The following is a 25,178-nucleotide window of genomic DNA, read 5'->3' as shown; positions in this document are numbered from 1 at the left end:
GATCGGTCGGGTCGGCCGAGACCGGGGGTCCGGGAGGGACGGCATGATCCGCGACATCGTGGTGATCGCGCTGATCGTCACCGGCTGCCTCTTCTTCATCGCCGGGACCGTCGGCATCATCCGCTTCGGCGACCTCAACACCCGGCTGCACGCCCTGGCCAAGGCCGACAATCTCGGACTCGGGCTCGTCCTGGCCGGCGCGGCCCTGCACGCGGGCTCGCTCGCGGTCGCCGGCAAGCTCGTGCTGATCTGGGTGGTCGCGCTGGTGTCCTCCGCGACCGCCGGCCACCTGCTGGCCACCTCACCGGCCGCGTCTTCACCGGCGGTGTCCGATGCGGATGCCGCGCCGCCGACGGAGCCCGATCCGGACGCCCCACCGGCCGATCGGACGATTCGATGAGCGCCGCCGAGCTGTTCGACGTCGTCCTCGTCGTCGGCCTGGTCGGTACCGCCGGGCTCGCGTTGGCCCATCCCCGCCGCACCGGGCGGGTGGTGTTCTTCCTGATCTTCGGTGTCCTGCTCGCCGTGCTGTGGGCTCGGCTGCGGGCGCCGGATATCGCCCTGGTGGAGGCGGTGATCGGTACCGGCATCACCGGCGCTCTGCTGATCGACGCGGTCCATCGTCGAGCATCGGCCGAAGCGGCCTCCCGACGGGGATGGGGGCGCCGATTCGCCGTCGCCGCCGGAGGCGTACTGGGCGCGGCCTTCGCCGCCGTGCTGGTGACGGCGGTGCGGATGATGCCCGAGCCGACCAACACGATGGGACGACGTGCGCTCGATGCCGTCCCCGACAGTGGGGTCGACTATCCGGTGACCGCCGTGCTGCTGAACTTTCGGGCCTACGACACCCTGCTGGAGATCGCGGTGCTGGTGGCGGCCCTCTTCGCGGTGCTCGCCGTACAGCCCTTCGGGTGGCGGCCGACCGACCCCGACGCCGATCCGTCGCGAACCAATCTCGCCCTCGACGGTCTGCTGCGGATGGCGGTCCCCCTCGGTGTGCTGCTGGTCGGATGGGTGCTGGTCGCGGGTACCAGCCGGCCGGGCGGCGCCTTCCAGGCCGGAGCCCTCTTTGCGGCCGGCCTGATCGTGCTGCACCTCAACGGGTGGGCCCGAGTGGTGCCGCGGCGGCGGCTGTTCTGGCCCAGTGTGCTGCTCGGATTGGTGGTCTTCACCCTGGTGGCGGTCGGCACGGCGGCTCTGGGCGGCGGGTGGCTGGTCCTCGAGCCGCCCGCGGCCGGAACGGTGATCCTGCTGATCGAAGTGGCGTTGACGATCAGCATCGCCTACGCGCTGGTCCACCTCTTCCTGGCGAGCAGGCCGGCGGCGGATGCGGCCCCCGCTGCCGCCGAACAGCCCGAGAGCCCGACCGGATGACGCGCCCGGACCTGCTGATGGCCGTCGCGGTCGGACTGGCGGCGCTCGGTATCACCGTCGCGCTGCTCGCCCGCGACAACATCCGCCGCATCGTCGCGCTGAACATCGGCAGCGGCGGAGTGATGATGCTGCTGATCGTCCTGGCCTTCCGGGCCGATCCCGACCAACCCGACCCGGTACCGCAGGCACTGGTACTGACCGGCATCGTGATCATGGTCGCGGTCACCGCCGTGGCGTTGGCGTTGATCCGCACGATCGAAGCGGCCGAGGACACCGCCGACGAGACCGATTCCCACGACCGCCCGGACGACCCGTCCCCGGCGGACGGCGGTGATCGCGCATGATCGCGTCGGCCGAACTGATCGCGGTGGTCGTCTTCGCCCCCCTCATCGGGGCGATGGTCGCCGCACCCCTGCGCGGACGAGCGGCGATCACCGCAGCGGCCGCCACCTCGGCGGTGACCGCCCTCGCCACCGTGGTGCTGATCGTCGCGATCGCCCGCACCGGTCCGCTCGCCCTCGACCTCGGCGGCTGGAATCCGATTCCGGCGGACGCCGGCCCCGATCCTGTGCCCCTCGGCATCCGGCTGCGCGTCGACGAATTCAGCGCGGTGATGCTCGGCCTGACCGCGCTGATCGGTGTCGCGGCCACCTGGTACGCGTCCGGGATGGACAAGGTCCGCGGCCACGACGGCTACTGGCCGCTGTGGTTGGGGTTGTGGGCGGCGCTCAACGGGGTCTACGTCTCCGGCGACCTGTTCAACCTGTACGTCTGCCTGGAACTGATGGGCCTGTGCGCGGTGGGCATGGTGGCGCTCGGTGGCCGTCGCGCGCACGGTCCGGCGCTGACCTATCTCTACGTCGCGGTGGTCGGTTCGCTGCTCTATCTGCTGGCCGTCGCGTTGATCTACGCGCAGACCGAATCGCTCGACATCGCCTTCGCCGCCACGAGGCTCGAATCCGGGCCGGTCGCCGCGGTGGCGCTCGGTCTGGTCGCGACCGGGATGGCGTTCAAGACCGCGCTGTTCCCGCTGCACTCGTGGTTGCCGACGGCACACTCGGCCGCGCCGTCGGCGGTCAGTCCGGTCCTCTCGGCGCTGGTGGTCAAGGCGTCGATCTACATCCTGATGCGGCTGTGGTTCGAACTGTTCCCCACCGCACCGGAGATCCCGTTGCAGCTGGTGCTCGGCTGCCTCGGCTCCGCCGCCGTGGTCTGGGGCGCGATCATGGCCTTCCAGCAGACCCATCTCAAGCGCGTGGTCGCCTACTCGACCGTCGCGCAGGTCGGCTACTTCTTCCTGGTCTTCGCGCTGCTCGAACCGGGCAGCGCCACCGCCGCAGCGGCGTGGACCGGTGCGATCGTGCTGCTGCTCTCGCACGGCATCGCCAAGGCCGCGATGTTCTTCGCCGCCGGCAACCTCGCCGCCGGCTACGGCAGCGACCGCACCGCCGGCATGGTCGGCGCGGTCACCCGGATGCCGCTGAGCGTCGGGGCGTTCGCCGTGGCGGGCGTCAGCATCGCCGGGCTGCCGCCGACGTTCGGATTCATCGGCAAATGGCAGTTGCTCCAGGCGGCGTTCGGCACCGGGCAATGGTGGTGGGCGATCGTGCTGATCCTCGGCGGACTGTTGACCTTCGGCTATACCGCGCTGGCGGTCGGCGCGACGTTCAATCGCGATGATGCCGCCGAGATCCCCGAGCCGCGACCGGTGCCGAAGCGGATGCAGATCATCGCGATGTCGCTGGCGGCGCTGTCGGTGATCCTCGGCGTCACGGCCTATCCGCTGCTCGAATTCGTCGCCCGTGCGACCCCGGGAGGTGGTGGCTGATGATCGAGGACACCACGGTCGGGTACAGCATCATCCCGCTGTTGATGTTGCTGACCTCGCTGGTCCCGGGTCTGATCATCTTCACGCTGCCCGAGCCGGCGGTGCGCACCCGAACCGTGCTCAATATGACCGGCGCGATCCTCAAGGTCGCCTTCGTGATCGCGCTGATTCCACCGGTCATCCAGGGCACCCTCCTGCAATGGCGCGCCCCGCTGGTCCCCGGCGTCGACCTGCTGCTGTCCACCGACCCGCTGGCCATGCTCTTCGTCGGGCTGTCGGCACCGCTGTGGTTGGCCACCACCATCTACGCGATCGGCTATCTGGAGAAGGCGCCCAATCGCAGCCGCTTCTTCGGGTTCTTCAGCCTCTGCGTCACCGCGACCACCGGCATCGCCCTGTCCGGCAACCTGCTGACCTTCCTGCTGTTCTACGAGATGCTCACCCTGGTCACCTACCCGTTGGTGGCTCACCGCGGCACCGGCCAGTCGCTGCGCAGCGCCCGCACCTACCTGATCTACACCCTCTCCGGCGGCGGACTGCTGTTGTTCGGCGTCGCCTGGTTGACCTACGTGGTCGGTCCGCTGGAATTCGACGCCGGCGGGATCGACGCGGTCGGACGCCTGGCCGCCGAGGATCCGGTGACGGCGACGACGATCTTCGTGCTGCTGATCGCGGGCGTCGGGGTCAAGGCGGCGATCTTCCCGCTGCACGGCTGGCTGCCGCAGGCGATGGTCGCCCCCGCCCCGGTCAGCGCCCTGCTGCACGCGGTGGCCGTGGTCAAGGCGGGCGCCTTCGGCATCATCCGCGTCGTGCACGACGTGTACGGCATCGGCGTCGCCCGCGACCTCGGGGTGCTCGGCCCATTGGCGGCCCTCGCCGCGTTCACGATCATCTACGGGTCGCTGCAGGCGATCACCAAGGATGGGCTCAAACAGCGGTTGGCGTATTCGACGATCAGTCAGGTGTCGTACATCGTGCTCGGGGCGGCGATGTTCGGGATCGCGGCGACCACGGGCGCGATCGTGCACATCGTCCATCAGGGGCTGATGAAGATCACCCTGTTCTTCTGCGCGGGCCTGTTCGCCGAGACCCTCGAACTGCACAAGGTCTCCGAACTCGGCGGGGTCGGCCGCCGGATGCCGCTCACGGCGACCTGCTTCACCATCGGCGCGTTCGGCATGATCGGGCTGCCGCCGGTGGCCGGTTTCGTCTCCAAATGGCAGCTGGGCATCGGCGCCTTGGAGGCCGACCAGGACTGGGTGATCGCGGTGCTGATGACCTCGACCCTGCTCAACGCCGTCTACTTCCTGCCGATCGTCTACACGCTGTGGTTCGTCAAGCCGAAGCCGGACGCGCACTGGCATACCCCGGTGTACCGCCAGCGCAACCGGATCGAGGCGCCGGGCGCACTGTTGTGGCCGACGGTCGCGGTCGCCGCCCTCGCGGTGATCGCCGGCCTGATCGCCGGCTTCCCCTATTCGCCCCTGTCGATCGCGGAACTGATCGGCGACGACGGGTACCCGGGCCGATGACCGGGCGGCGACGAGGACAGGACGGACCGATATGACGATCGCGATCCTGTGCGCCTTCATCGCACCGCTGACGGTCGCCGCCGGTATCGCCGCGAGCGGCCTGCTCTACGGCCGGGCACGCCGACGCCTGCGCATGGGGCTGACCCGGGTGGCGCCGCTGACGACGATCCCGGCGCTGATCGCCGCGGTGATCGGCGGCGACGGGCGCGACGTCGACCTCGGCTGGTTCCTGCTCGGCGACAGCTCGCTGTACCTCGACTCCACCGCCCGCGCGATGACCGCGCTCGCCGCGGCGCTCTACGCGGTCGCCCTGGTCTTCATCGCCGACGGCACCATCGAACGCGCGCCGGCGCTGAGCGGGTCGCTGCTGGTCTGCTTCGCCGGCAATATCGGTGTCTTCATGGCCGCCGACGTGGTGACGTTCTATCTGTCGTTCACGGTGATGAGCTTCGTCGGCTACCTGCTGGTGATCCACGACCGCACCGATCCGGCTCGCCGCGCCGGACGGATCTATCTGGTGATGACCGTGATCGGCGAAGCGGCCGTGCTGGTCGCGATGATTCTGACGGCCTTCGACGGCGGCTACCTGGTCGCCGACGCCCCGGCTGCGATCGCCGAATCGGACCACCGCAACCTGATCATCGCGATGCTGCTGATCGGGTTCGGCGTCAAAGCCGGCACGGTGCCCCTGCACGTATGGCTGCCGCTCGCCCACCCCAGCGCGCCGACGCCGGCCAGCGCCGCGCTCTCCGGTGTGATGATCGCCGCCGGCATCGTCGGGTGGCTGCGGTTCCTGCCGCTCGGCGAGATCGCCCTGCCGAACTGGTCGACCGCCTTCGTCACCGTCGCCCTGGCCGGGGCCTTCCTGGCGGTACCGGTGGGCCTGTTGCAGGACAATCCGAAAGTGATCCTGGCGTACAGCAGCATCTCCCAGATGGGGTTCGTCGCCGTCCTGATCGGGGTCGCGCTCAACCACCCGCAGCTGGCGACGGCCTGCACGATCGCGGCGATCGTGTACACGGTCCATCACGGCGCCGCCAAGGGCGCGTTGTTCCTGGGGATCGCACTGTGGAAGTCCCTGGGCGGCGGCCGGTACCGATTCGTGGTCGCGGCGGGCTGGGTGCTCGCCGCGCTCGCGGTCGCCGGGGCCCCGTTGACCAGTGGATACATCGCGAAGTACGCGGCCAAGCAGGCCACGGGCGAGGCGACCTTCGCCGGGATCGAGATCGCGACCATCCTGCCCTGGGTCGGGCTGGGCTCGACGGTGCTGCTGATCCGGGCGGCGATCGTGCTGGCCACCCGCACCACCACCGAGGCGCGCCCCGCCGGCACCCCGCTGTGGACGTGGTGGGCGCTGATCCTCGCCGGCTTCGGCTACACGTATTGGCTCGCGAACGCGCGCTCCGATCAGATCGTGGTGCCGTCGCTGTGGTCGGCATCCACCTGGTTCGACCAGAGCTGGCCGATCCTGCTCGGGGTGACAGCCGCGGCGATCGCGATGCGGCTCTCCCGCCGCGAGGAGATCCCCGATTGGATCGCGCATCCACACGGTGACACCGTGCCGCCCGGTGACGTCGTCGTCCTCGAGGAACGGTGGGCGCGGTCGATCGGCCGCCGGCTGACCACGATCAGCGACGGGCTGGCCGACCGGTATGCGGCGGCGACGGCGACCGCCGCGCGGCTACCGGGCATCGGTGGCCCAACGACCCGGGTACAGGATGCGCTCGGCTCCCGGACGGGATCGGGTCTGCTGGTGCTGACCCTGTGCGTGGTGACGATCGGGGTGGCCCTGGTGGTGGTGTGGTGAACCGAAGACTCGGCATGGCCCTGGCGGTGGTGCTGCGCCTGCTGCTGTTCGGCCTGCTGTGGTGGCTGCTGACCGAGGGCGATACCTCGACGCTGCGCTACGCGGTGGTCGTGGTTCCGCTCGCCGTCGCCGCCGGCGTCGCGACGCTGCCACCGCGCACACCGCGGCCGGGCGGCTGGGCGCGTCGGATACCGGCGGCGGTCGGGCTGTTCGGCTGGTTCCTGCAGCGGTCCTTCGTCGGTGGGTGGGATGTTGCCCGGCGGGCGATCTCACGCCCGGTGAATGTCGACCCGTTGTTCGTCGAACACCGTTTCGGACTGCCGCCGGGCCCCGGCCGGGTCTTCGTCGTCGACCTGATGAACCTGATGCCCGGGTCGTTGTCCGCCCGCGTCGACGGCGACGTCCTGTGGTTGCACGTCCTGCATCCGGAGCTGCCCGTCCTCGACCAGGTCCGGGAATTGGAACGCCGACTGGCGAAGGTGCTCGACACCCCGATGGAGACCTGACAACCGGCTGCCGCGATCATGGGCGGATGGCCGTGCACCTCCGGATCCCGATCGCCCGCCGGATTCCGATACTCGTCGCCGCGGCATTGCTGCTGGTCCCGATGTCGTGCGCCGCCTCCCCGGCCGGCTCGTCGATCCCGGCCGGGTCGGCCGAGTCCGCAGGCCCCCCGCCGGAGGCCCTGGTCACCCACATCGTCGCCGACTATCCGCACGATCCGACCGCCTTCACCCAGGGCCTCGAGTTCCGCGGCGACGTGCTCTACGAGTCGACCGGCCGGGTCGGCAGCACCTACGTGCGGTCGTCCACCTGGCCGGCCGATACCGAGATCGCCCGCGCCGATGTCACGCAGCCGTGGTTCGGGGAGGGCATCACGATCGCCGATACCGATCAGGGTCCGGTGCTGTGGCAGTTGACCTGGCGCGACCACACCGCGATCGCCCGCGACCCCGCGACCCTCGACCAATTGCGCACCGTCACCTACGACGGCGAGGGCTGGGGGATCTGCGCGCTGGGCGACCGACTGGTGCGCAGTGACGGATCAGACACCCTGACCTTTCACGATCCGGTCGACTTCCACGTGCTCGGCACCGTTCGCGTCACCGACGCCGGTGGATCGGTCGATCGCCTCAACGAATTGGAGTGCACTCCGGAAGGGGTCTACGCCAATATCTGGACCACGGATCGCCTGGTGAGGATCGATCCGAATACCGGCCGGGTCACCGCGACCATCGACGCGTCGCCGCTGCGCCGGGCGGTCGAGCAGCGGCCGGACTCCGCCGGGATCGATGTGCTCAACGGGGTGGCCGCGATCCCGGGGACCGATCGGTTCCTGCTGACCGGAAAGCTGTGGCCGGTCGCCTACGAGGTCGAGTTAGCGGCACAATCGACCTCGTGACCCGATTTGTGGCGCCGGACGACGGCGGTTCGCCGCGTCGGCGCTCCGGATGGGGACGCCCACCCTTCGGGCGCGGCCGACCGACCGGTTCGGCGGAGGCGGCGACCGAGCCGCAACGCGACCGACAGACGCCCGCGGGCGCCTCGGAGGCGCCGACCCAGCGGGTACCGAATCGGTCCGATCCCCGCTCCCCCGGCGATACCCGGGTCTTCCGCGCGTCGGATCACTCCGGACGCCCGGCCGGGCCGCCGGCGGACGATTCGGCCCGCCCGGCCCCGCCGCGAGATTCCGGAGCCCGCCCGTCCGCGCCGCTGGATTCGGCAGCCGGCGCGTCCGGCGGTCCGGACAGCGGCGCCCGCACCCACCACATGTGGGAATGGACCGGCGACCCGCGCGAACGGCCCGCCCCGCCGGGCGGCGCCGCTGATCGGTCGACCTCCGGCGCGTACACCCGCGCGGAATCCGCATCGGCGTCCCCCGACGAGACCGACCCGCCGCGGGACATCCCACCGCACGACATCCCACCGCACGAGGACCCGACGGTGCGTTTCGACGCGGCCGGGCAGCGGATCCCCAAGAAGCTGACCGTCACCCGGGTCGCGATGATGCGCAGCCGGGAGTTGACCGGCCGATCGGTCGGCGCATTCCGGCGCGCGGTCACCGCGGACGGGGCCGGCCAGTCGGGGTTGACCGCGTTGACCTTCGCGCTGATGGCCAACTTCGCCGCCGACGCCGCGATGGCCGTCGCCCTGGCCAATACCCTCTTCTTCTCCGCCGCGACCGGCGAGGACCGGACCGGGGTCGCGCTCTACCTGCTGATCACGATCGCGCCCTTCGCGCTGATCGCCCCGCTGATCGGCCCCCTGCTCGACCGTCTGCAGACCGGGCGCCGGCTCGCGCTGGCGGGCTCGTTCGCGGTGCGGGTGGTGCTGGCGATCATCCTGGTCTTCGAGTTCGACACCTGGATGCTCTATCCGGCCGCACTGGCGATGATGGTGCTGAGCAAGTCGTTCACCGTCCTGAAATCCGCGGTGACCCCGCGGGTGGTGCCACCGGGAATGGACCTCGTCCGGGTCAACGCCCGCCTGACCATCTGGGGGCTGATCGGCGGCAGCATCGTCGCGGGCGCCATGGCCGCGGGCATCGCCTGGCTGTTCGGTTCGGCGGGGGCGCTGTGGTTCGCCGCGGTGATCGCGGTGGGCGGCGCGTATCTGTCGATGCGCATCCCGGCCTGGGTGGAGGTCACCGAGGGCGAGGTCGAAACGACCCTGACCTATCTGCACGATCCGTCCGAGGAGCAGGCCCATACCCGCGTGCTCGGGCTGCGGGCGATCGAGGCCGGACCCGCTACCAAGCCCGACAACGACCCGCTCGCCGAGCCGGGCGGAGCGACACCTCCGGGCGGTGCCACAGGGCAGGCCGGGACGACGGGGCAGGCCGGGACGACGGGGCACGGCGGGGCGACGGGGCACGGCGGGACGACGGGGCACGGCGGGGCGACGGGCGGCCCGACGGCCGAGGACACCCCGGGCCGCTGGTGGCAGCGCCGCAATCGATCGGCCGCCCCGGAACCGGCGCCCGGCGACCCGCTCGACGAGTCGTCGGATGTCGAACCGCGCAAACGCCGCCAGCCGTTGGGCCGCGATGTGCTGACCGGTCTGTGGGGCAACGGCACCATCCGCATCCTGACCGGCTTCCTGACCCTCTTCACCGCCTTCGTCGCCAAGGCGCATACCGAGCACGAGCCGCTGCAGCAGGCGGCGATGCTCGGCATGGTCGGAGCGGGTGCGGCGATCGGCAACTTCACCGGCAACTTCGTCGGCAGTCGGGTCAAGCCGGTCAAACCGTCGCGCACCGTGGTGATCTGCGCCGCCGCGGTCACCGTCGGCGCCGCGGTCGCGGCGCTGGCCGATTCGATCGTCGCGGTCGCCGCTCTCGCCGTGGTCGCCGCCGGGGCGAGCGCGCTGGCGAAGGTCTCGCTGGACGCCGCCCTGCAGGAGGATCTGCCGGTCGAGTCGATCGCCTCCGGATTCGGCCGATCGGAGACCGTCCTGCAGCTGAGCTGGGTGCTCGGCGGGGCGATGGGCGTGTTGTTACCCACCGAATTCTGGATCGGTTTCGCCTGCGTCGCGGCGATCCTTACGATCGGATTCGTGCAAACACTGGTGACCTACCGAGGTTCTTCGCTCATACCCGGGCTCGGCGGTGCCCGGCCCCGGCACGCCACCCAGGAGATGCACTCGTGAGCACGACGATCCGCGGCCGTCTCCTGCTGATCGGCGCGGCCGTGCTGGTGCTGGCGGTCGCCATCGGCACCATCGTGGCCATCGTCACCGGGCTGCGCGGCAGCCACTCCGAGCCGCCGCGGCTGACCGCCTATGCCGACGGCCGCACGGTATCGGTCCCGCCCTACCGTTATTGCCCCGTCCAGGAGCCGCTCTGCGCCGCCGAGCAGGGTCCGACGGTCGATGTGCCGGTGCGCGACAAGCATCCGCTGCAGCTGTCGGTCCCCAAGGAGGTCGCCGACGCCCCGTGGCTGCTCGCGTCGTTCTACGACGCCGGTTCCGCGCTGGTCGAGTACGACCAGTGGTTCGACTCCGGCCAGGCGCCGTCGGCGGTCACCGTCGCCCCCATCGACGCGCAGGGCCGCCCGCTGGTCGGCGTCGAGGTGCGGCTGCCCGCGGGCATCATCGACGCCCAGACGATGCAGGAGACGATCGTCAGCCACGCGGTGTGGTCGATCAAGACCACACCCGGAGCGGCCGTCGAGTCGTCCGCCGAGGACGCGCCCCAGTAGGCCCCGGTCGGGACGGATACGAAGGGGCGCCCGGCACGGAATGTGCCGGGCGCCCCTTCGTGTCGTCTCCGCCGCCCCGATCCGAGCCCGCCCCGATCCGCAGAGCTACTCGCCGAGTTGCTGGGCGACCGCCCGCACGACCTCGGAGATCCGCTCCGCGGTCTTGCGGTCGGGGTAGCGCCCACGGCGCAGTTCGGGCTGAATCTTCGCCTCGAGCAGGGTGATCATGTCCTCGACCATCCCGTGCAGCTCGTCCGGGGACCGCCGATTGGCCGCTGCGGCCTCCTTGCGGGCGGCGGCGATGTTCTGCCGGACCGAGGGCGTCGGCTCGAGCAGCGTCACGCTCAGCGCCTGCGGGCCGCGGCGGCCCGCCGCCATCCCGAACTCGACGCGCTGACCGGACTTGAGCCCCTCGACACCTGCCGGCAGAGCGGACGCACGGACGTAGACGTCCTCACCGTCGTCCTGGGCCAGGAAACCGAAGCCCTTGTCGACGTCGTACCACTTCACCCTGCCGGTCGGCACCGCAGTCACCCACTCGTCCTCGAGGCGGGCCCACGGGTCCGCCGCATCTCTCGCTCACGGATCGTGGTGGGCCGATTCGGTCGGGCCAACCACGAAATAAAGCGCCCCGCCGATGAGCGGAACGCGCTGGGACAAGTCTAGCCGAACGGCTGCCGCCGACGTACCGGCCCACGTCCGGCGCCGGGTGCGCCGGGCAGCGGGCTACGACCGGCGCACCGCCGGCCGGATACCGTGGGGCGGTGTCGACCCCTGAGCCTGTTCCCCCCGCATCCCCCGCGTCCCCCCGGCCGGTACCCCCACCGCCCGAGCCACGCCCGCGCAGCGTGCTCTATCCGCTCGCCCTGGGCCTGTTCATCCTCGGCCTCGTGGCGACGATCGTGATCTTCGGCCTGTTGATCTTCGGGGTATCCCAGCCGGGCCCGTGGCTCTATCTGCTCGCGATGTGCGCGCCCGCCGGATTTGTCGTCGGACTCGTCTACGCACTGTCCTCCGGACGACGCACGCGCTGACGCGTCCGGAACGCCGTTGCCATAGATCTTGATCGTATCGTGACCTTGTGATCTGTATCACATTTTCTTGGTCGGTTTTGAGCCCGAATATCGGCGTGGGAACGGCAAACAATGGACATGGCCTGCAAAAATACGAGCAGCCCGAGCGGACGGGCGCCGAAAGCGGCGCGGACGGATGGTCACGAAGTAGTGACGCGGCGGAGGAAATCTCGTACCGTCTCGGGAGGCTTCCCCAACGGGACGGGCTCGACCGGTACACACCGTCGGCCCGACGGGGAAGCGGCAGACCGGACACATAGGTCGCAGCCGAAGCGGGAAAGCCTCGTGACGATGCGAACGGGAGAGGAATTCGCCTGATGAGCGGACGCCATCGAAAGCCGGCTCCGGCGGGAGCGACCGTCGCGAAGGTTGCCGTCACCGGCGCCATCATGGGCACCGCGGGGATCGTGTTCTCCGGTGTCGCGCAGGCCGCACCCGATTCCGACTGGGATCGCCTCGCCAACTGCGAGTCGAGCGGCAACTGGGGTATCAACACCGGCAACGGCTACCACGGTGGCCTGCAGTTCTCCCCGAGCACCTGGAACGCCTACGGAGGCGGCGATTACGCGCCGGTGGCCTACAAGGCCACCCGTGAGCAGCAGATCGTCGTCGCGGAGCGCGTCCTCGAGGGCCAGGGCTGGAACGCCTGGCCGTCCTGCTCCTCCAAGCTCGGCCTGACCTCCGCCCCGACGCAGCGCGACGCACCCGCGGTCAGCGCCGTCGACGACACGGTCACCGCCGTCCAGGACAACGCCCCCGCCGTGCTGCCGCCCGCGATCGCCCCGCTGGTTCCGGGCGAGCCGGCCAACCCGGTCGCCGAGGGTGCCGCGGACATCGTCGTCGCCCTCACCGGCAACGAGCAGCTGCGCGACCAGATCGTCGACGGCCAGGGTCAGGGCATCGCCTTCCACCCGCTGGTGATCGGTGGCCCGCCGCCGGCACTGCCGCCGCTTCCCGAGCTGCCGCCGCTCCCGTTCTTCTGAGCCGAGCAACGCACGAAGGCCCGCACCGTACGGTGCGGGCCTTCGGCATTTCCGGGGCGATCACCACCGGGTCATCACACCGGGCGACTCAGATCGGAGCCCGCAGCTGCCGCCGCAGGATCTTGCCGGTGACGGTCTTGGGCAGTTCGTCGAGGAACTCGATGCTCCGCGGGTACTTGTAGGCCGCCATCCGCTCCTTGCAGTACGCGGCGAGTTCGTCGGCGGTCGCCGACTGCCCGTCCCGCAACGAGACGTAGGCCTTGACCGTCTCGCCCCGGTACTCGTCGGGCACACCTACCACCGCGGCCTCGCGCACCGCGGGATGGGAGTAGAGCACGTCCTCCACCTCGCGCGGCCACACCTTGTATCCGGACGCGTTGATCATGTCCTTCTTGCGGTCGACGACGTAGAACCAGCCGTCGGCGTCCATGAACCCGACATCACCGGTCCGCAGCTCGCCACCGGGGATCGACTCCGCGGTCTTGTCGGGCTTGTTCCAGTAGCCGCCGACCACCTGGGGGCCGGAGGTGACCAGCTCCCCCACCGCACCGACCGGCACCTCCTCGCCGTCGTCGCCGACGACGCGCACCACGGTGTTGAACACCGGGACACCGACCGACAGGGCGCCCGACGTCGGATCGACCGGGGCACGCACCCCGCGCGGCACACCGTGCGAGGGCGACGAGGTCTCGGTCAGGCCGTAGATGTTGTGGATATAGGCCCCGAAGATCCCCTCGAGGCGATCGGCGATCGCCGGCGCGATCGGGGCGCCGCCGGAGTAGAGCACCCGCAGACTGGAGAAGTCGCCGGGCGTGGCGCCGGGCGCGACCGACAGCGCGTTGAAGGCGGTGATCGCCGCGACGGTGAATACCGGCTTCCACTCGCGGATCGCGTCGAGCGTGACCTCCGGGGCGAAGCGGTGCGTCAACACAACCGGCGAACGGGACAGCATCGCGACCATCACGTGGCCGACCAGTCCGGTGATGTGGAACAGCGGCGCGATGCCGAGCACCCCTTCGCCGGGCGCGAGTCCCGTCCATTCCCGATAGGTCTGCGCATTGAACGCCAGATTGCCGTGGGTATTCATCGCGCCCTTGGGCTCGCCCGTGGTCCCGGAGGTATAGGTCAGGACCGCGACGTCGCCGGCGGACAGCTCGGGCGCCGGGAGCGGCGTGCCGTCGTAGGACTCGATGATCTCGACCAGATCCCGGGTGCCCTCCGCGCGCCGCCGCACGGTGGCGGCGAACAGTCGCGGATCGTCGCGGGTCTGGAAGTCCAGCGGCGAGGTCGTCACCACCGTGCGCACGGCGGTGGCGCCGTCGGCGATCACCCCCGCGGCGACGTCGGCCCAGAGGTCGTCGAGGGTCAGCAGCGCCGTCGCCCCCGAGTCGACGAGCATGTACGTCAGTTCGCGCGCCTTGTTCATCGGATTGATCGCCACCGCGATCCCGCCGGCCTTCCACGCCGCGACGATGCCGATCAGGTAGGCGGGGTTGTTCTGGACGTAGACCGCCAGGCGATCCCCCGCGGCGAAGCCGTCCGCGACCAGGGCGGCGGCCAACGCGTTCGCGGCCCGATCGATATCGGCGAAGGTCAGCGTCGCGTCGAAGTAGTGCACCAGGGGGCGCTCGCCGTCCGCCGCCACCGCGGCGTCGAAGACCGCCAGCGCGGTCTCGTACTCGACCGCGATATCCGCGGGGGTACCGGCCGGATAGCGGGCGAGCCAGGGCCGGTCGCGGTAGCTCACTTGATCACCACCGGGTTGACCGGCGAACCGGTGGCCCGATGGATCTTCAGCGGGGCCGCGACGTAGAAGAACTCGTAGACGCCGTCCTGCGCGCAGTCCTCGGCGAGCTTCTCGAGATCGCAGATCTCGGTGAACGCGATGCCCAGGTTGCGCATCAGCGCGTTGTGCAGCACCAGGGCGACGCCGTTGTGCGGATCGGTGGTGACCTCGTTGGCGATCGTGTCGGTCACCAGGTTCGGAATCTCCTTGTCCTGGAACCACTTCACCAGTTCCGCCGAGTACACCAGGCCCGGCTCGCAGAAGCTGCCGTAGAAGGCATCCGCGTCCTGGAAGAACAGGTCGAGATGATTGGTGCGGATCAGCAGGATGTCGCGCGGCTTGATCTCGATTCCCTGTGCGGCGGCACACTTCTCGAGATCGGTGTGGTCGAAGGTCTCGGCGGCGCCGAGGTGCTCGACGCCCCGGAAGCGCGCCATGTCCAGCAGGACCGCGCGACCGGCGACACCGCGCTGCGCGATCGGCTCGACGCTCGCCTTGTCCAGTCCGCCGACGGTGGTGCGCGCGTCGTAGCCGTTGTAGATCCGGCCGTCGTACCAGACGTGACCGAGCGCGTCGTACTGCGTGCTGCCCTGGAGGAAGGCGTTGATCTTGTCGTCGGCGTAGTGCAGACCACCGGGGAACGCGGGGCCGTCGCCACCCTCGTCCCAATGCGATTCGTCGAGGATCATCTCCCGCGTCGCGGGGCTGCGGCCGGGCCACACCGGGTCGCCGTTGGGATCGCCGATCAGCCGCTGCAGGGTGAACAGGGCGCCCTTGCGGATCAGGCCGACGCCGGCGAGGACCTGCTCGGCGGTCAGGTAATTCAGGCTGCCCACCTCGTCGTCGTCTCCCCACTTGCCCCAGTTGGACGGGGCCTGCGCAAGAAGTTCGGTGAGATCGGGGGTGGTGGTCATGTCTACCTCTCCAATGACTCGAATCGAGAACTGAACATCCCGATCGAACGTTCGACCGGTTCAGTGAGACCAGGGTCACATGCGAACGCGGCATCGGTCAAGCATCGGTTGGTATCGAATTCCACCCTCGGACAGCGACTTTGCGGTTCAGCGTGGCTGAACCTGCATCATCGCGAGGGCGTGGGCGGCGTAGTCGCGGGCGACCTCGGCCGAGGACGCGGGCCCCTCGGAGCTGAACCAATAGGGCAGCGCCATGCACATCGTGGCGACCACCCGGGCGGTATTGCGCGGGTCGGGTGCGGCGAACGAACCGTCCGCGGCGGCCGCGATAGCCGCCCGATCGAGCCGGCGTTGGATGCGCCGGCGCGCCTCGGCGACGGCGCTGCGGGCCGGCTCCTCGAGGCTGCGCGTCTCGGTCGCGGTGATGAACGCCGGATCGCGACGAACGGTGTGGCACAGGGCGATCGCCTCCACCATCAGGGCGAACCGTTCGGCGGGCGAGCCGCCCTCGGCGTCGGCGGCGGCCACCCGCCACTCGATGTCCTCCATCGTGCGGGTCATCAGCGTGGCCAGCAGCTGCTGCTTGCTGCGGTGGTAGTGGTAGATCCCGGCGACGCTGCTGTCGGCGGCGTGCGCCACCAGCCGCATCGTCGCACCGTGATAGCCCAGGTCGGTGAAGACCTGCACCGCCGCCCGCAGCGCCGGGTCGAGGTCGAGCTCGGCGAAGGTGCGCCAGGCCCCGCCGGTCGCCCCGGCAGGCCCGGTCGCTCCCGCCGGCGGTTCGGCGGGCGGCTGATCGGGCTGCGGGGCGAGCAGCTCGGACGCCGGAACGTCCAGGTAACGGGCGATCTCGTGGAGCCGGTCGATCGTCAGCGCCACCTTGCCGTTCTCGATCGCGCTCATCGTCCCGACGCTGACGCCGATCCCGGCCGCCAGATCCCGCAGGGTCCGTCCGGACTGCGCGCGGGCCCGCCGTACGGTCGCCCCGATCGGATTCTGTTCGGCCATGCTGAACAAGGTAACCCCCACCACCCACCGCTGTCCGCCCGTAGACTGCAGCCGGGCGGCGGTGTCGTCCGGGTAGGAGTGTGGCGAAGTGAGGGTCGCGTGAGCGGATACGCCGACCGGCCCTGGCTCGCCCACTACGGTGGTCGACCGGCCCACCTGCCCGTCGAATTCGATACCGCCCTCGACATCTGGGAGGCCGCGGTCGCCGCCGGGCCGCACGAGCCCGCGGTGCTCTACTTCGATGCGACGATCACCCGCGCCGAGTTGGATCGCGCCGCCGACGCGCTGGCCGCCCTGCTCGTGGCCCGCGGCTTCCGGCCGGGTGACCGGCTGGCGATCTACGTCCAGAACGACCCGGCGTTCGTCGTCGGGGTGCTCGCGGCCTGGAAGGTCGGCGGCATACCAGCGGCGATCAGCCCGATGAGCAAGACCGACGAGCTCGCCTGGCTGCTGCGCCGCTACCGGCCGACGGCGCTGCTGGCGCTCGACGACCTCTACATCCGGGTCGTGCGTCCGGCCGTGGCCGCCGATACCGCGATAGCGGTGCCGATCGTCGTGACCACCTCCGCCCGCGATCTCCAAAAACGCGACGACCAAAGGCTTTTCGCCGGGGTCGAGCCGCTGCGCCCACCGGACACGGTCGATCTGGCGGCGTTGATCGCCGGCTTCGACGGCGCCGCACCACCGCGCCCCCCGGTCCGGCCGGACGACGTCGCGGTCCTGCTCGCCACCTCGGGGACCACCGGCTTCCCGAAGGGCGCGCGCATCAGCCACGCGAACCTGACCTTCAATACCCGGACCTACCAGCTGTGGACCGGTCTGCGCGCCGGCGAGCCGATCCTGGCGCTGGCCCCGATCTTCCACGTGACCGGCCTCGTCGGGGCGGTCACGCTCGCGATGCTGGTGCGCGCACCGCTGGTGCTGACCCACCGCATCCATCCCGGCGTGGTCGCCGACGCGATCCGGGAACATCGCCCCGCCTTCGCGGTCGCGGCGATCACCGCCTACATCGCGCTCGCCGACGAATCGGACATCACCCCGGACGAGATGGCCCCGCTGCGGCTGCGGTACTCCGGCGGAGCGCCGGTCGAACCCGACGTCGCCGAACGCCTGGAGGCGGCCCTCGGCGGCTACATCCACAACATCTACGGCCAGACCGAGACGACCTCGCCGACCCACATCGTGCCGCCGGAGACGCGCTCGCCGGTCGACGCGGAGACCGGCGTCCTGTCGGTCGGGGTCCCGGTCTCCGACACGATGGTCCGGATCGTCGACGACGACGGTCGGGATCTGCCGGCCGGCGAGATCGGCGAACTGATCACCAGCGGCCCACAGGTGATCGACGCCTATTGGGACGACCCCGAGGCGACCGCGGCCGCGCTGACCGGCGGCGAACTGCGCACCGGCGATATCGGCTTCATGGATGCGGACGGCTGGTTCTACGTCGTCGACCGGAGCACGGATGTCATCAACGCGTCCGGGTACAAGATCATGCCGCACGAGGTCGAGGTGGTGCTGGGGCGTCATCCCGACGTCGTCGAGGCGGCGATCGTCGGCATCCCGGACGACTATCGCGGGGAGTCGGCGAAGGCCTACGTGGTGCTCGCCGCGGGCAGCACGACCACCGAGTCCGACCTGGTCGCCTACTGCCGCGAACGGATGGCGGCCTACAAGTACCCCCGCGAGGTCGAATTGGTCGGCTCGCTGCCGCGGTCGGCGACCGGGAAGCTGCTGCGCCGAAAGCTGCGGGGGTGAGGCGAACGGCAAACGCCCCCCGCGCGGGCGGGGGGCGTCGAAGCCATCTCGTGGCGGGGCCGGGTCGCCGCGAACGCGGCGCTGGGTCAGCGGTTGATAACGGTCACCGGGTGCACATAGGGAAGGGTTTCCACCGGAACGGGGAACGCCATGTCCTCGCCGAAGGGGGACAACGAGCCCGCGCGGGCGGCGACCAGTTCGGTCACCGGGTGATCACCCTCATCCGCGACGGCGGGCCAACCGGGATCGACATAGGAATTCTGCTGCGCCATGGCTTGCATTCTGCCACCGCCTGCCGTCGAACGGCGAGGAAGCGGTATCTAGGCTGGTCCGGGTGACCAAGTCGGCGACCGCACCAACCCTCGCCGACTGGTTGGCGTCCGCGTCCGACGAGCGCCTCGGCGCCCTGCTGCGGCGGCGACCGGATCTGACGATTCCCCCGCCCGGCTCGACCCGGGTGCTGGCCACCCGCGCCGAGCAGCGCGCCTCGGTCCTGCGCGCCGCCGAGGAACTCGACACCGCCGATATGACCGTGCTCGAGGTGCTGGCCCTCGCCGAGGCCGACAGCGCGCCGGTCACGGTCGACGAGGTGATCGCGACCGTCACCGAACGGGCCAAACGGGCCGGGCTGCGCGCGTCCGCCGTCGCCCCGGCGGCGCGCCGCTCGATCCAACGGCTGCTCGACCTCGCGCTGGTCTACGGCCCGAGCGGGACCGCCACCCGCACCGATGCGGTGCGCATGGTCTCCGCCGCCCGCACCGCCATCCCGTGGCGTATCGGCCGCTTCGTCGAGACCCCGGTGCTGACGCCGGCCGCGATCGCCGAAGGGCTGGCGGCCATCGCGACCGAGGAGGGCGCGGCGACGGCCGGTTCGGCGCGCAAGGTTCTCGACACCCTCGCCGGGGCGTCCCCGATCGGGCAGACCCGCGATGCTGCGCCCGGTGCGCCCGCCGACGCCCCGGTCCCGCGGCTGCTGCGCGCGGGACTGTTGATCCGCCTCGACGACCGCACCGTGGAACTGCCGGTTCAGGTCGGCCAGTATCTGCGCGGCGAGACCGTGGTCGATCCCGCCGATCTGGCCGACCCGCTGCCCGATCTGGCGCCGCGCGCCGATATCGACGCCACCGCCGCTGGCGAGGCGCAGGAGCTGATCCGCGACAGCGAACGGCTGCTCGACGCGCTCGGATCCGCGCCCGCCCCGGTGCTCAAGGCCGGCGGGCTCGGGGTGCGCGAACTGCGGCGCCTCGCGCGCACCGCCGCCGTCGACGAGGAGCGCACCGGCCTGCTGATCGAGATCCTCGCCGGCGCCGGTCTGATCGCCGCGGGCTCCCCCGAGCCGCTGCCGGACGGCGACCAGGTCGACGATTTCTGGGCGCCGACCGTCGCCGCCGACGGCTGGTTCGAGTCCGATACCGCGCATCGTTGGGCGGTGCTCGCCCGCGCCTGGCTGCACCTACCGCGGCAGCCCGGGCTGATCGGCGGGCGCGACTCGGCCGACAAGCCGATCGCCGCCCTGTCCGACGAGGTGCGCTCCCCCGCCGCCGCCCGCGAGCGCGGCCACATCCTGGCCACCCTCGCCGAGTTCGGGGTCGACGGCGCGGCGACGCCGGGCGAGCTCGCCGCGGTGCTGCGCCGCCGCCGGCCGCGCATCGCCGGCCGCTTCTCCACCGCCCAGGTCGAGCGGATCGTGCGGGAGGCCACCGCCGTCGCGGTGATCGCGCACAACGGCCTGTCGAACGCCGGGCGCGCCCTGCTGGCCGAGAACCCGGCCGACGAGGACACCGCGGCCGCGACGGTCACCGCGATGGACAAGGCGCTGCCCGCCCCGGTCGATCATGTCCTCGTCCAGGCCGATCTGACCGTGATCGCGCCCGGGCCGCTGGTCGGCGAGCTCGCCGAGCGGATGACGCTGCTGGCGGATATCGAGTCGGCGGGCGCCGCGACGATGTACCGGCTGTCGGAGGCCTCGCTGCGCCGGGGCCTCGACGCGGGCCTGACCGCCGACCGGATCCACGCCTTCTTCGCCGCCCACTCGCGCACCCCGGTCCCGCAGTCGCTCGAGTACCTGATCGACGACATCGCGCGACGCCACGGTCGGCTGCGCGCGGGCGTCGCCTCCGCGTTCGTGCGCTGCGACGATCCGGCGCTGTTGACCGAGGTGCTCAACTCGCCGGCGGCCGCGGAGTTGGCGCTGCGGCCGGTCGCGGCGACCGTCGCGATCTCCCAGGCCCCGCTGGCCGAAGTCCTCGACCTGTTGCGGCGGGCGGGTTTCGCACCGGCGGGCGAGGATTCGTCCGGGGCGATCGTCGACCTGCGCCCCCGGGCGGCGCGGGTGCACGTGCGGCGCGCCCGCCCGGCCGCGCGCGGGCCGGCGGTGGCCGACGACACCCAGCTCAACCGGATGATCCGCGAGATCCGGGCCGGCGATCGGGCGACGCAGACCGCGGGCGGCAGCCGCATCACCGGCGCCCAATCCCTGGCCGCCCTGCAGGCCGCGGCCAAGGCGCAGCGCTCGGTGACGATCGGCTACGTCGACGCGCACGGCACCGCGCACCGCCGCGTCGTCGATCCGGTGGCCGTCGGCGGTGGTCGGTTGGAGGCCTTCGACGCCGCCGCCGGGGCGATGCGCACCTTCGCCCTGCACCGGATCACCGACGTCTCCGACGTCGACTGACCCACCGGGAACCCGCAAAGCCCTCGCCCCGGGGCCCCTCGCCCGCCTCCACGGCCCGAACTGGCCCACCCCCCGCCGCCACAGACCGCGAGAGTGACGATTCCTACGGTTGAACCGCAGAAATCGTCACTCTCGCGTCGGCAGTGTGGAGGGGGCGGCGGGGGGCGCGGAGGGACCGGGCCGGTCAGGGGCGGGCGGCCAGGCGGGGTCCGACGAGGTAGCCGAGGGCGAAGCCGATGAACGGAATCGCCGCGAGGAAGGTGCTCAGCGCGACGCTTCCGCCGGTGACGAGGGTGAAGTTCGACAGCACGATCCACAGACAGCCCAGCAGGCCCAGGCAGGCGAGCGCCGGGGCGATCCGGGTCTGCCAGGGTCGGCCGGCGGCCTTGTCGGAGTTGCGGGCGAAGAAGACCAGCACGGCGGCCGAGGTGGTGAACAGCAGGATCATCATGCCGACGGTCGCGACGCCGGCCATCGACCCGAAGACGCCGACCAGCGGTTCGACCCCGAAGACCGCGAACAGGGCCACCAGGACGATCGCCGTGATCGTCTGGACCACCGAGCTGCGCGCCGGCGACTGATGCTTCTCGTGCACCTCGCCGAGCCGGGCGGGCAGATAGCCCTTGTTCGCCAGGACGAACTGGTAGCGGGCGATCACATTGTGGAACGACAGCACGCAGGCGAAGAGGCTGGTCAGCAGCAGCACGTTGACGATGTCGCGGCCGACCCGGCCGAGCATCGCGTCGGTGGTGTCGAGCAGCATGTTCGCGTTGCCGTCCAGGGTCTGTTGGGCGACGCCCTGGACCTGGTCGACGCCGTAGGCGATCACGAAGACCCAGGTGGTCAGCGCGTAGAAGCCGCCGATGATCAGCACCGCGGCGTAGGTGGCGCGCGGGATGGTCCGGTCGGGGTCGCGGGCCTCGTCGCGGAAGACCGCGGTCGCCTCGAATCCGATGAAGCCGGTCAGCGCGAAGAGGATCGCCACGCCGATGCTGCCCTGGGTGAAGACGTCCGGAACGAAGGGCTGCAAGGTGATGCCGTCCGGCCCCGGGTCGGTGAAGATCACCACGTCGAGCACCACGACGACCGCGATCTCCAACGCCAGAGCGATGCCGAGGACCTTGGCGCTCAGGCCGATATGCCGGTAGCCGAGCAGGGCGACGATCGCGAGTACCACAAAGGAGTAGACCGGCCACGGGATCGACGGGCCGCCGTAGAAGGTCACGGTGTCGTCGAGCGCCCAGCCGATGTAGCCGTAGATACCGACCTGAATGGCGGTGTACGCGATCAGGGCGACCGCGGCGATGCCGGTGCCGGCGCGGTCGCCGAGTCCGGCGTTGACATAGGAGAAGAAGGCCCCGGCCTCCTTGACGTGCGGCGTCATCGTCACGAAGCCGACGCTGAAGACCAGCAGCACCAGCGAGGCGATCACGAAGCCGACCGGCGCTCCCGCCCCGTTGCCGATGCCGATGGCCAACGGCATATTGCCGCCGATGACCGTCAGTGGCGCGGCGGCCGCGACCACCATGAACACCACGGCGACGGGGCCGAGGCGACCGTCCAGGCGGGCCTGTTGTTGGGGCTGTTGGTCGTGGGGCGCAGCAGACATCAGAATCTCCTCGAGGTGGAGCGGAGCGCCATTGATCGAGCATTTTTTTCCGTTGACGAAAAGAATGCGATACCGTCGCCTTCGAGACAAGCCCCGAGCGTTAACTCCGTGTTCCGATTCGTGGTAGGACCGATGACCGTGGCATCAGACGAGACCCTGACATCGCCCGACGCCGAGGCAGCGCCCGATGCCGAGGCGCCGGCCGGCGACAAACCGGGCGGGGCCGGCGACTACAGGCCGGCCGTGGGGCGGCCCAACCGGCAGAACGAGCGTCGCCGCGAGATCCTCGACGCGTCGATTCGGCTGATCGAGGGCCACGACCTGGCCACCCTGCGGCTGACCGATATCGCCGACGCTCTCGGACTGACCGCCAATGCGGTGCGCTACTACTACAAGGACATGGACACGCTGCTGTCCCACCTGGCGCTGCGCTCGGATCAGCGCTTCTACGACGAGCGCAAGGCGCTGGTCGAGCGGACTCCGTCGAGCGCGGAGCAATTGGCCGTGATGATCGCGGGTGGGCTGCCCACCGACGCCGAGGACGCGGAGTGGCGGGTGATCTGGCGGGCGATCCTGGCCGCCGGGTTCGAGCTGGATCGGCGCTCCGACGTGCAGGGCATCTATCACCGGCAGGTCGGCCTCTACGCCGAGGTGCTCGCCCGCGGCGCGCGGTCGGGGGCGTTCACCCTGGTCGGCGAGAGCACCGACATCGCGATGACGCTGATGGCGATGGAGGACTACTTCGGCTACCGGATCGTCGCGCGCGATCCGCAGATCGACCGGGCGACCGGCCTGCGGTTGATGCGCGGATACGCCACGACGGTCACCGGCGCGGACCTTCCCCCCACCGACTGATACCCCACCGACCGATACCCGACCGACCGACACCCAGCCGACGGGCACCGGCCGACCGACCCCGGCCGATCGATCCGGCCGATGGACCCCCGGTCTGCCCGGTCCGGCCGGTTCGGCTCAGTCGGAACTGCCGAAGCGCCGCATCAGCGCGGCGGTTCCGGCGGCGAGGATCACCAGGGTGCCGTATCCGTAGACGGCGGCGTCGAGACCGATCCGCGGGATCAGCAGGCCCGCGATCACGGTGGGTATCCCGAAGGCGAGGTAGGAGACCACCAGGATCGCGGCGATATTCTCGGCGCGATCGTCGGGGTGGGTCAGCGGGACGACCGTGCGCAGGACGCCGAAGAAGGCGGTACCGAAGCCGAGACCGGCGATCATGATCGTCGCGTAATAGGCCGGCAGCCACTGGACGGCGATCGCGACCAGCGTGCCGGCGGTGCCGACGGCGAGCAGGGTGGCGCCGTAGAGGCTGATCGCCCGCGGGGTGCGGTTGCGCATGATCCAGCCGGCCGCGGCGCCGGTACCCGCGAGCAGGGTCACCACGATGCCGCCCGAAAGATGGGTCCGCCCACCGAATTCGTTGGCGATGATCGACGGGCCCAAGGCCAGGTAGAGCCCGCCGGTGGCCCAGCCGGCCGCGACGGCGGGGGCGCCGCGCCAGAAGACCGGCGCCGCCTCCGGGGACAGCGAGACGCGAGGCAGCAGCGAGGCGAGCACGCCGCCGCGCCGTCCGACGGTCTCGGGCAGCGTCAGCACCGCGACCACGAGCAGCAGGTAGCAGACCGCGAGCGAGCCGAAGACCGCGCCGATCGCTCCGGCGCCGACCCGGTCGAGAATCACCGCGGACAGCAGCGCGCCGACCGCCAGGCCGACCAGCGGGAAGACCGCGTTGCTGATCGTCGCGGATCCGGGGCGGTCCGGCGGTTCCAGGTCGACCGCGGCGGCGGACAGGGCGGCGAGCAGCACGCCGCTGGCCACCCCCTGCAATACCCGGGCGCCCAGTAGCAGGGCGGCGCTGTCCGCCTGCCAGAACAGCACCGCCGCCGCGGCGAGCAGAACGAAGCCGGCCGCGATCACCGGCTTGCGCCCGATGTGATCGGACAGCGAGCCGAGGGTGAGCAGCGCGATGAGCAGGGCGACGGCGTAGACCGCGAAGACCAGCGTCATGACCAGCGGACTGAGCGCGAGACGCTCGGCGAGCACCGGATAGAAGGGCGTCGGCGCCGCGGCGCCGACCATCATCACCGCGAGGGCGAAGAGCACCAACGCGAACCCGAACCGACCCCGCCTACCGAAGTCCGGTGTCTCCGGTTCACCGACAACAACTGCCGAATGGTTCGAATTATCTGGAACCGTCACGAAACGTGAGCCTACGCGAGAACCCGCGAAACAGTTCGACTATTGTCGAATCATGTCGGAGGTGAGTCGATTCCCCCATCCCACCCGCGACGAGATCGAGCTGACCGAGGTGCTGTTCGCCCTGAGCGACCCGGCCCGCCTCGCCCTGGTCCGCGAGTTGTCGTCCGGCCCGTTGGACATGGTCGACTGTTCCGCGCTCGGCCCGGACCGGCCCAAGTCGACCCGCTCGCACCAGGTCAAGGTGCTGCGCGAGGCCGGGGTGATCATCAGCGAGCTGCAGGGTCGCAATCGGCGGTTGACGCTGCGCCACGACGACCTCGACGCCCGCTTCCCCGGCCTGCTGCTCGCGGTCCTCGGCGACCCGGCCGCTCGCTGACCCGACGCAGCACCCGTGCGCCCACCCCGGCGGAACAACCACAGGG

General features: G+C 70.8%; 23 protein-coding genes. 16 read left to right on the top strand and 7 right to left on the bottom strand.

Going from position 1 to position 25,178, the window contains the following annotated elements:
* Positions 1–43 precede the first annotated feature (43 nt).
* From MB1_RS15015 to MB1_RS26060, 10 genes are all read left to right on the top strand, one after another.
* Positions 44–400 (top strand): cation:proton antiporter, encoded by a 357-nt coding sequence (locus MB1_RS15015; RefSeq protein WP_084351838.1) that lies wholly within the window; start codon positions 44–46, stop codon positions 398–400.
* Positions 397–1,374 carry a hydrogenase subunit MbhD domain-containing protein gene (locus MB1_RS15010; RefSeq protein ID WP_066908799.1) on the top strand — a complete coding sequence of 326 codons (978 nt, stop codon included), beginning with the start codon at positions 397–399 and terminating at the stop codon, positions 1,372–1,374. The genes MB1_RS15015 and MB1_RS15010 overlap by 4 nt, the downstream gene beginning before the upstream one ends.
* Positions 1,371–1,718 (top strand): NADH-quinone oxidoreductase subunit K, encoded by a 348-nt coding sequence (locus tag MB1_RS15005; protein WP_084351836.1) that lies wholly within the window; start codon positions 1,371–1,373, stop codon positions 1,716–1,718. The genes MB1_RS15010 and MB1_RS15005 overlap by 4 nt, the downstream gene beginning before the upstream one ends.
* On the top strand, positions 1,715–3,202 hold the full coding sequence (locus MB1_RS15000; protein WP_066908795.1) for a complex I subunit 5 family protein: 1,488 nt from the start codon (positions 1,715–1,717) through the stop codon (positions 3,200–3,202). Before MB1_RS15005 ends, MB1_RS15000 begins: the two co-directional genes overlap by 4 nt.
* Positions 3,202–4,734 carry a complex I subunit 5 family protein gene (locus MB1_RS14995; protein WP_066908792.1) on the top strand — a complete coding sequence of 511 codons (1,533 nt, stop codon included), beginning with the start codon at positions 3,202–3,204 and terminating at the stop codon, positions 4,732–4,734. Before MB1_RS15000 ends, MB1_RS14995 begins: the two co-directional genes overlap by 1 nt.
* A gap of 31 nt (positions 4,735–4,765) precedes the next feature.
* Positions 4,766–6,541 (top strand): complex I subunit 5 family protein, encoded by a 1,776-nt coding sequence (locus MB1_RS14990; protein ID WP_066908789.1) that lies wholly within the window; start codon positions 4,766–4,768, stop codon positions 6,539–6,541.
* Positions 6,538–7,047 (top strand): Na+/H+ antiporter subunit E, encoded by a 510-nt coding sequence (locus tag MB1_RS14985; protein WP_157084090.1) that lies wholly within the window; start codon positions 6,538–6,540, stop codon positions 7,045–7,047. Before MB1_RS14990 ends, MB1_RS14985 begins: the two co-directional genes overlap by 4 nt.
* 101 nt (positions 7,048–7,148) lie before the next feature.
* Entirely contained in the window at positions 7,149–7,943 is a 795-nt protein-coding gene (locus MB1_RS14980; RefSeq protein WP_439646951.1) for a glutaminyl-peptide cyclotransferase, read from the top strand.
* Positions 7,944–8,311: 368 nt separating this feature from the next.
* Positions 8,312–10,189, top strand: coding sequence for an MFS transporter (locus MB1_RS25160; RefSeq protein WP_084351904.1), 1,878 nt, complete (start codon positions 8,312–8,314; stop codon positions 10,187–10,189).
* Positions 10,186–10,740 carry a DUF2771 family protein gene (locus tag MB1_RS26060; protein WP_066908780.1) on the top strand — a complete coding sequence of 185 codons (555 nt, stop codon included), beginning with the start codon at positions 10,186–10,188 and terminating at the stop codon, positions 10,738–10,740. Before MB1_RS25160 ends, MB1_RS26060 begins: the two co-directional genes overlap by 4 nt.
* A 105-nt stretch (positions 10,741–10,845) precedes the next feature.
* Here MB1_RS26060 and MB1_RS14965 read toward each other — a convergent pair whose 3' ends face one another.
* Positions 10,846–11,265, bottom strand: a complete 420-nt coding sequence (locus MB1_RS14965; RefSeq protein WP_174531969.1) for a cold-shock protein — start codon at positions 11,263–11,265, stop codon at positions 10,846–10,848.
* Positions 11,266–11,588: 323 nt separating this feature from the next.
* Between MB1_RS14965 and MB1_RS14960 the strand changes: the two genes are divergently transcribed.
* Together MB1_RS14960 and MB1_RS25155 are read left to right on the top strand one after the other, a co-directional pair.
* Positions 11,589–11,774, top strand: coding sequence for a hypothetical protein (locus MB1_RS14960; protein ID WP_066908775.1), 186 nt, complete (start codon positions 11,589–11,591; stop codon positions 11,772–11,774).
* A 356-nt stretch (positions 11,775–12,130) separates the two neighbouring features.
* Complete coding sequence (locus tag MB1_RS25155; RefSeq protein WP_084351834.1) at positions 12,131–12,796, top strand: transglycosylase family protein; 666 nt, start codon at positions 12,131–12,133, stop codon at positions 12,794–12,796.
* 88 nt (positions 12,797–12,884) lie between these two features.
* On the opposite strand, the gene MB1_RS14950 is transcribed toward MB1_RS25155, so the two are convergent.
* From MB1_RS14950 to MB1_RS14940, 3 genes are all read right to left on the bottom strand, one after another.
* Positions 12,885–14,543, bottom strand: coding sequence for an AMP-binding protein (locus MB1_RS14950; protein ID WP_066908772.1), 1,659 nt, complete (start codon positions 14,541–14,543; stop codon positions 12,885–12,887).
* Complete coding sequence (locus MB1_RS14945; protein WP_066908769.1) at positions 14,540–15,496, bottom strand: cyclase family protein; 957 nt, start codon at positions 15,494–15,496, stop codon at positions 14,540–14,542. The genes MB1_RS14950 and MB1_RS14945 overlap by 4 nt, the downstream gene beginning before the upstream one ends.
* 147 nt (positions 15,497–15,643) lie before the next feature.
* The gene (locus MB1_RS14940) at positions 15,644–16,504 is read right to left on the bottom strand and encodes a TetR-type transcription factor C-terminal domain-containing protein (RefSeq protein ID WP_066909139.1); all 861 of its coding nucleotides are present in this window, start codon (positions 16,502–16,504) and stop codon (positions 15,644–15,646) included.
* 99 nt (positions 16,505–16,603) lie between these two features.
* On the opposite strand from MB1_RS14940, the gene MB1_RS14935 reads away from it, so the two are divergent.
* The gene (locus MB1_RS14935) at positions 16,604–18,259 is read left to right on the top strand and encodes a class I adenylate-forming enzyme family protein (protein ID WP_066908758.1); all 1,656 of its coding nucleotides are present in this window, start codon (positions 16,604–16,606) and stop codon (positions 18,257–18,259) included.
* An 86-nt stretch (positions 18,260–18,345) separates the two neighbouring features.
* Here the strand turns inward: MB1_RS14935 and MB1_RS14930 are convergent, their stop codons facing one another.
* On the bottom strand, positions 18,346–18,531 hold the full coding sequence (locus MB1_RS14930; protein WP_066908757.1) for a hypothetical protein: 186 nt from the start codon (positions 18,529–18,531) through the stop codon (positions 18,346–18,348).
* A gap of 62 nt (positions 18,532–18,593) precedes the next feature.
* Here MB1_RS14930 and MB1_RS14925 point away from each other — a divergent pair, with 62 nt between their 5' ends.
* Positions 18,594–20,933: a helicase-associated domain-containing protein gene (locus MB1_RS14925; protein ID WP_066908756.1), complete on the top strand. Its 2,340-nt coding sequence runs from the start codon at positions 18,594–18,596 to the stop codon at positions 20,931–20,933.
* 184 nt (positions 20,934–21,117) lie between these two features.
* Here the strand turns inward: MB1_RS14925 and MB1_RS14920 are convergent, their stop codons facing one another.
* Positions 21,118–22,542, bottom strand: coding sequence for an APC family permease (locus tag MB1_RS14920; RefSeq protein ID WP_066908754.1), 1,425 nt, complete (start codon positions 22,540–22,542; stop codon positions 21,118–21,120).
* A gap of 243 nt (positions 22,543–22,785) precedes the next feature.
* Here MB1_RS14920 and MB1_RS14915 point away from each other — a divergent pair, with 243 nt between their 5' ends.
* A complete protein-coding gene (locus tag MB1_RS14915) occupies positions 22,786–23,397 on the top strand; it encodes a TetR/AcrR family transcriptional regulator (protein ID WP_066909136.1) in 612 nt (203 codons plus the stop codon).
* A gap of 117 nt (positions 23,398–23,514) precedes the next feature.
* On the opposite strand, the gene MB1_RS14910 is transcribed toward MB1_RS14915, so the two are convergent.
* Positions 23,515–24,756: an MFS transporter gene (locus tag MB1_RS14910; RefSeq protein ID WP_066908752.1), complete on the bottom strand. Its 1,242-nt coding sequence runs from the start codon at positions 24,754–24,756 to the stop codon at positions 23,515–23,517.
* Positions 24,757–24,808: 52 nt separating this feature from the next.
* Here MB1_RS14910 and MB1_RS14905 point away from each other — a divergent pair, with 52 nt between their 5' ends.
* Positions 24,809–25,132, top strand: a complete 324-nt coding sequence (locus MB1_RS14905; RefSeq protein WP_066908750.1) for an ArsR/SmtB family transcription factor — start codon at positions 24,809–24,811, stop codon at positions 25,130–25,132.
* Positions 25,133–25,178 lie beyond the last annotated feature (46 nt).

It is taken from the genome of Millisia brevis NBRC 105863 (assembly GCF_001552615.1).
In the GTDB taxonomy this organism is placed as follows: domain Bacteria; phylum Actinomycetota; class Actinomycetes; order Mycobacteriales; family Mycobacteriaceae; genus Millisia; species Millisia brevis.
The sequence above is the reverse complement of the archived record's forward strand: the minus strand, read 5'-3'. Positions and strand labels throughout refer to the sequence as shown.

What these genes read in the sequence shown, in the direction of transcription:
- MB1_RS14980 (WP_439646951.1), top strand. Translation starts at nt 7,149, where the DNA reads ATGTCGTGCGCCGCCTCCCCGGCCGGCTCGTCGATCCCGGCCGGGTCG.
- MB1_RS25160 (WP_084351904.1), top strand. Translation starts at nt 8,312, where the DNA reads ATGTGGGAATGGACCGGCGACCCGCGCGAACGGCCCGCCCCGCCGGGC.
- MB1_RS15005 (WP_084351836.1), top strand. Translation starts at nt 1,371, where the DNA reads ATGACGCGCCCGGACCTGCTGATGGCCGTCGCGGTCGGACTGGCGGCG.
- MB1_RS25155 (WP_084351834.1), top strand. Translation starts at nt 12,131, where the DNA reads ATGAGCGGACGCCATCGAAAGCCGGCTCCGGCGGGAGCGACCGTCGCG.
- MB1_RS15015 (WP_084351838.1), top strand. Translation starts at nt 44, where the DNA reads ATGATCCGCGACATCGTGGTGATCGCGCTGATCGTCACCGGCTGCCTC.
- MB1_RS14990 (WP_066908789.1), top strand. Translation starts at nt 4,766, where the DNA reads ATGACGATCGCGATCCTGTGCGCCTTCATCGCACCGCTGACGGTCGCC.
- MB1_RS14930 (WP_066908757.1), bottom strand. Translation starts at nt 18,531, where the DNA reads ATGGCGCAGCAGAATTCCTATGTCGATCCCGGTTGGCCCGCCGTCGCG.
- MB1_RS14905 (WP_066908750.1), top strand. Translation starts at nt 24,809, where the DNA reads ATGTCGGAGGTGAGTCGATTCCCCCATCCCACCCGCGACGAGATCGAG.
- MB1_RS15010 (WP_066908799.1), top strand. Translation starts at nt 397, where the DNA reads ATGAGCGCCGCCGAGCTGTTCGACGTCGTCCTCGTCGTCGGCCTGGTC.
- MB1_RS15000 (WP_066908795.1), top strand. Translation starts at nt 1,715, where the DNA reads ATGATCGCGTCGGCCGAACTGATCGCGGTGGTCGTCTTCGCCCCCCTC.
- MB1_RS14940 (WP_066909139.1), bottom strand. Translation starts at nt 16,504, where the DNA reads ATGGCCGAACAGAATCCGATCGGGGCGACCGTACGGCGGGCCCGCGCG.
- MB1_RS14945 (WP_066908769.1), bottom strand. Translation starts at nt 15,496, where the DNA reads ATGACCACCACCCCCGATCTCACCGAACTTCTTGCGCAGGCCCCGTCC.
- MB1_RS14920 (WP_066908754.1), bottom strand. Translation starts at nt 22,542, where the DNA reads ATGTCTGCTGCGCCCCACGACCAACAGCCCCAACAACAGGCCCGCCTG.
- MB1_RS14995 (WP_066908792.1), top strand. Translation starts at nt 3,202, where the DNA reads ATGATCGAGGACACCACGGTCGGGTACAGCATCATCCCGCTGTTGATG.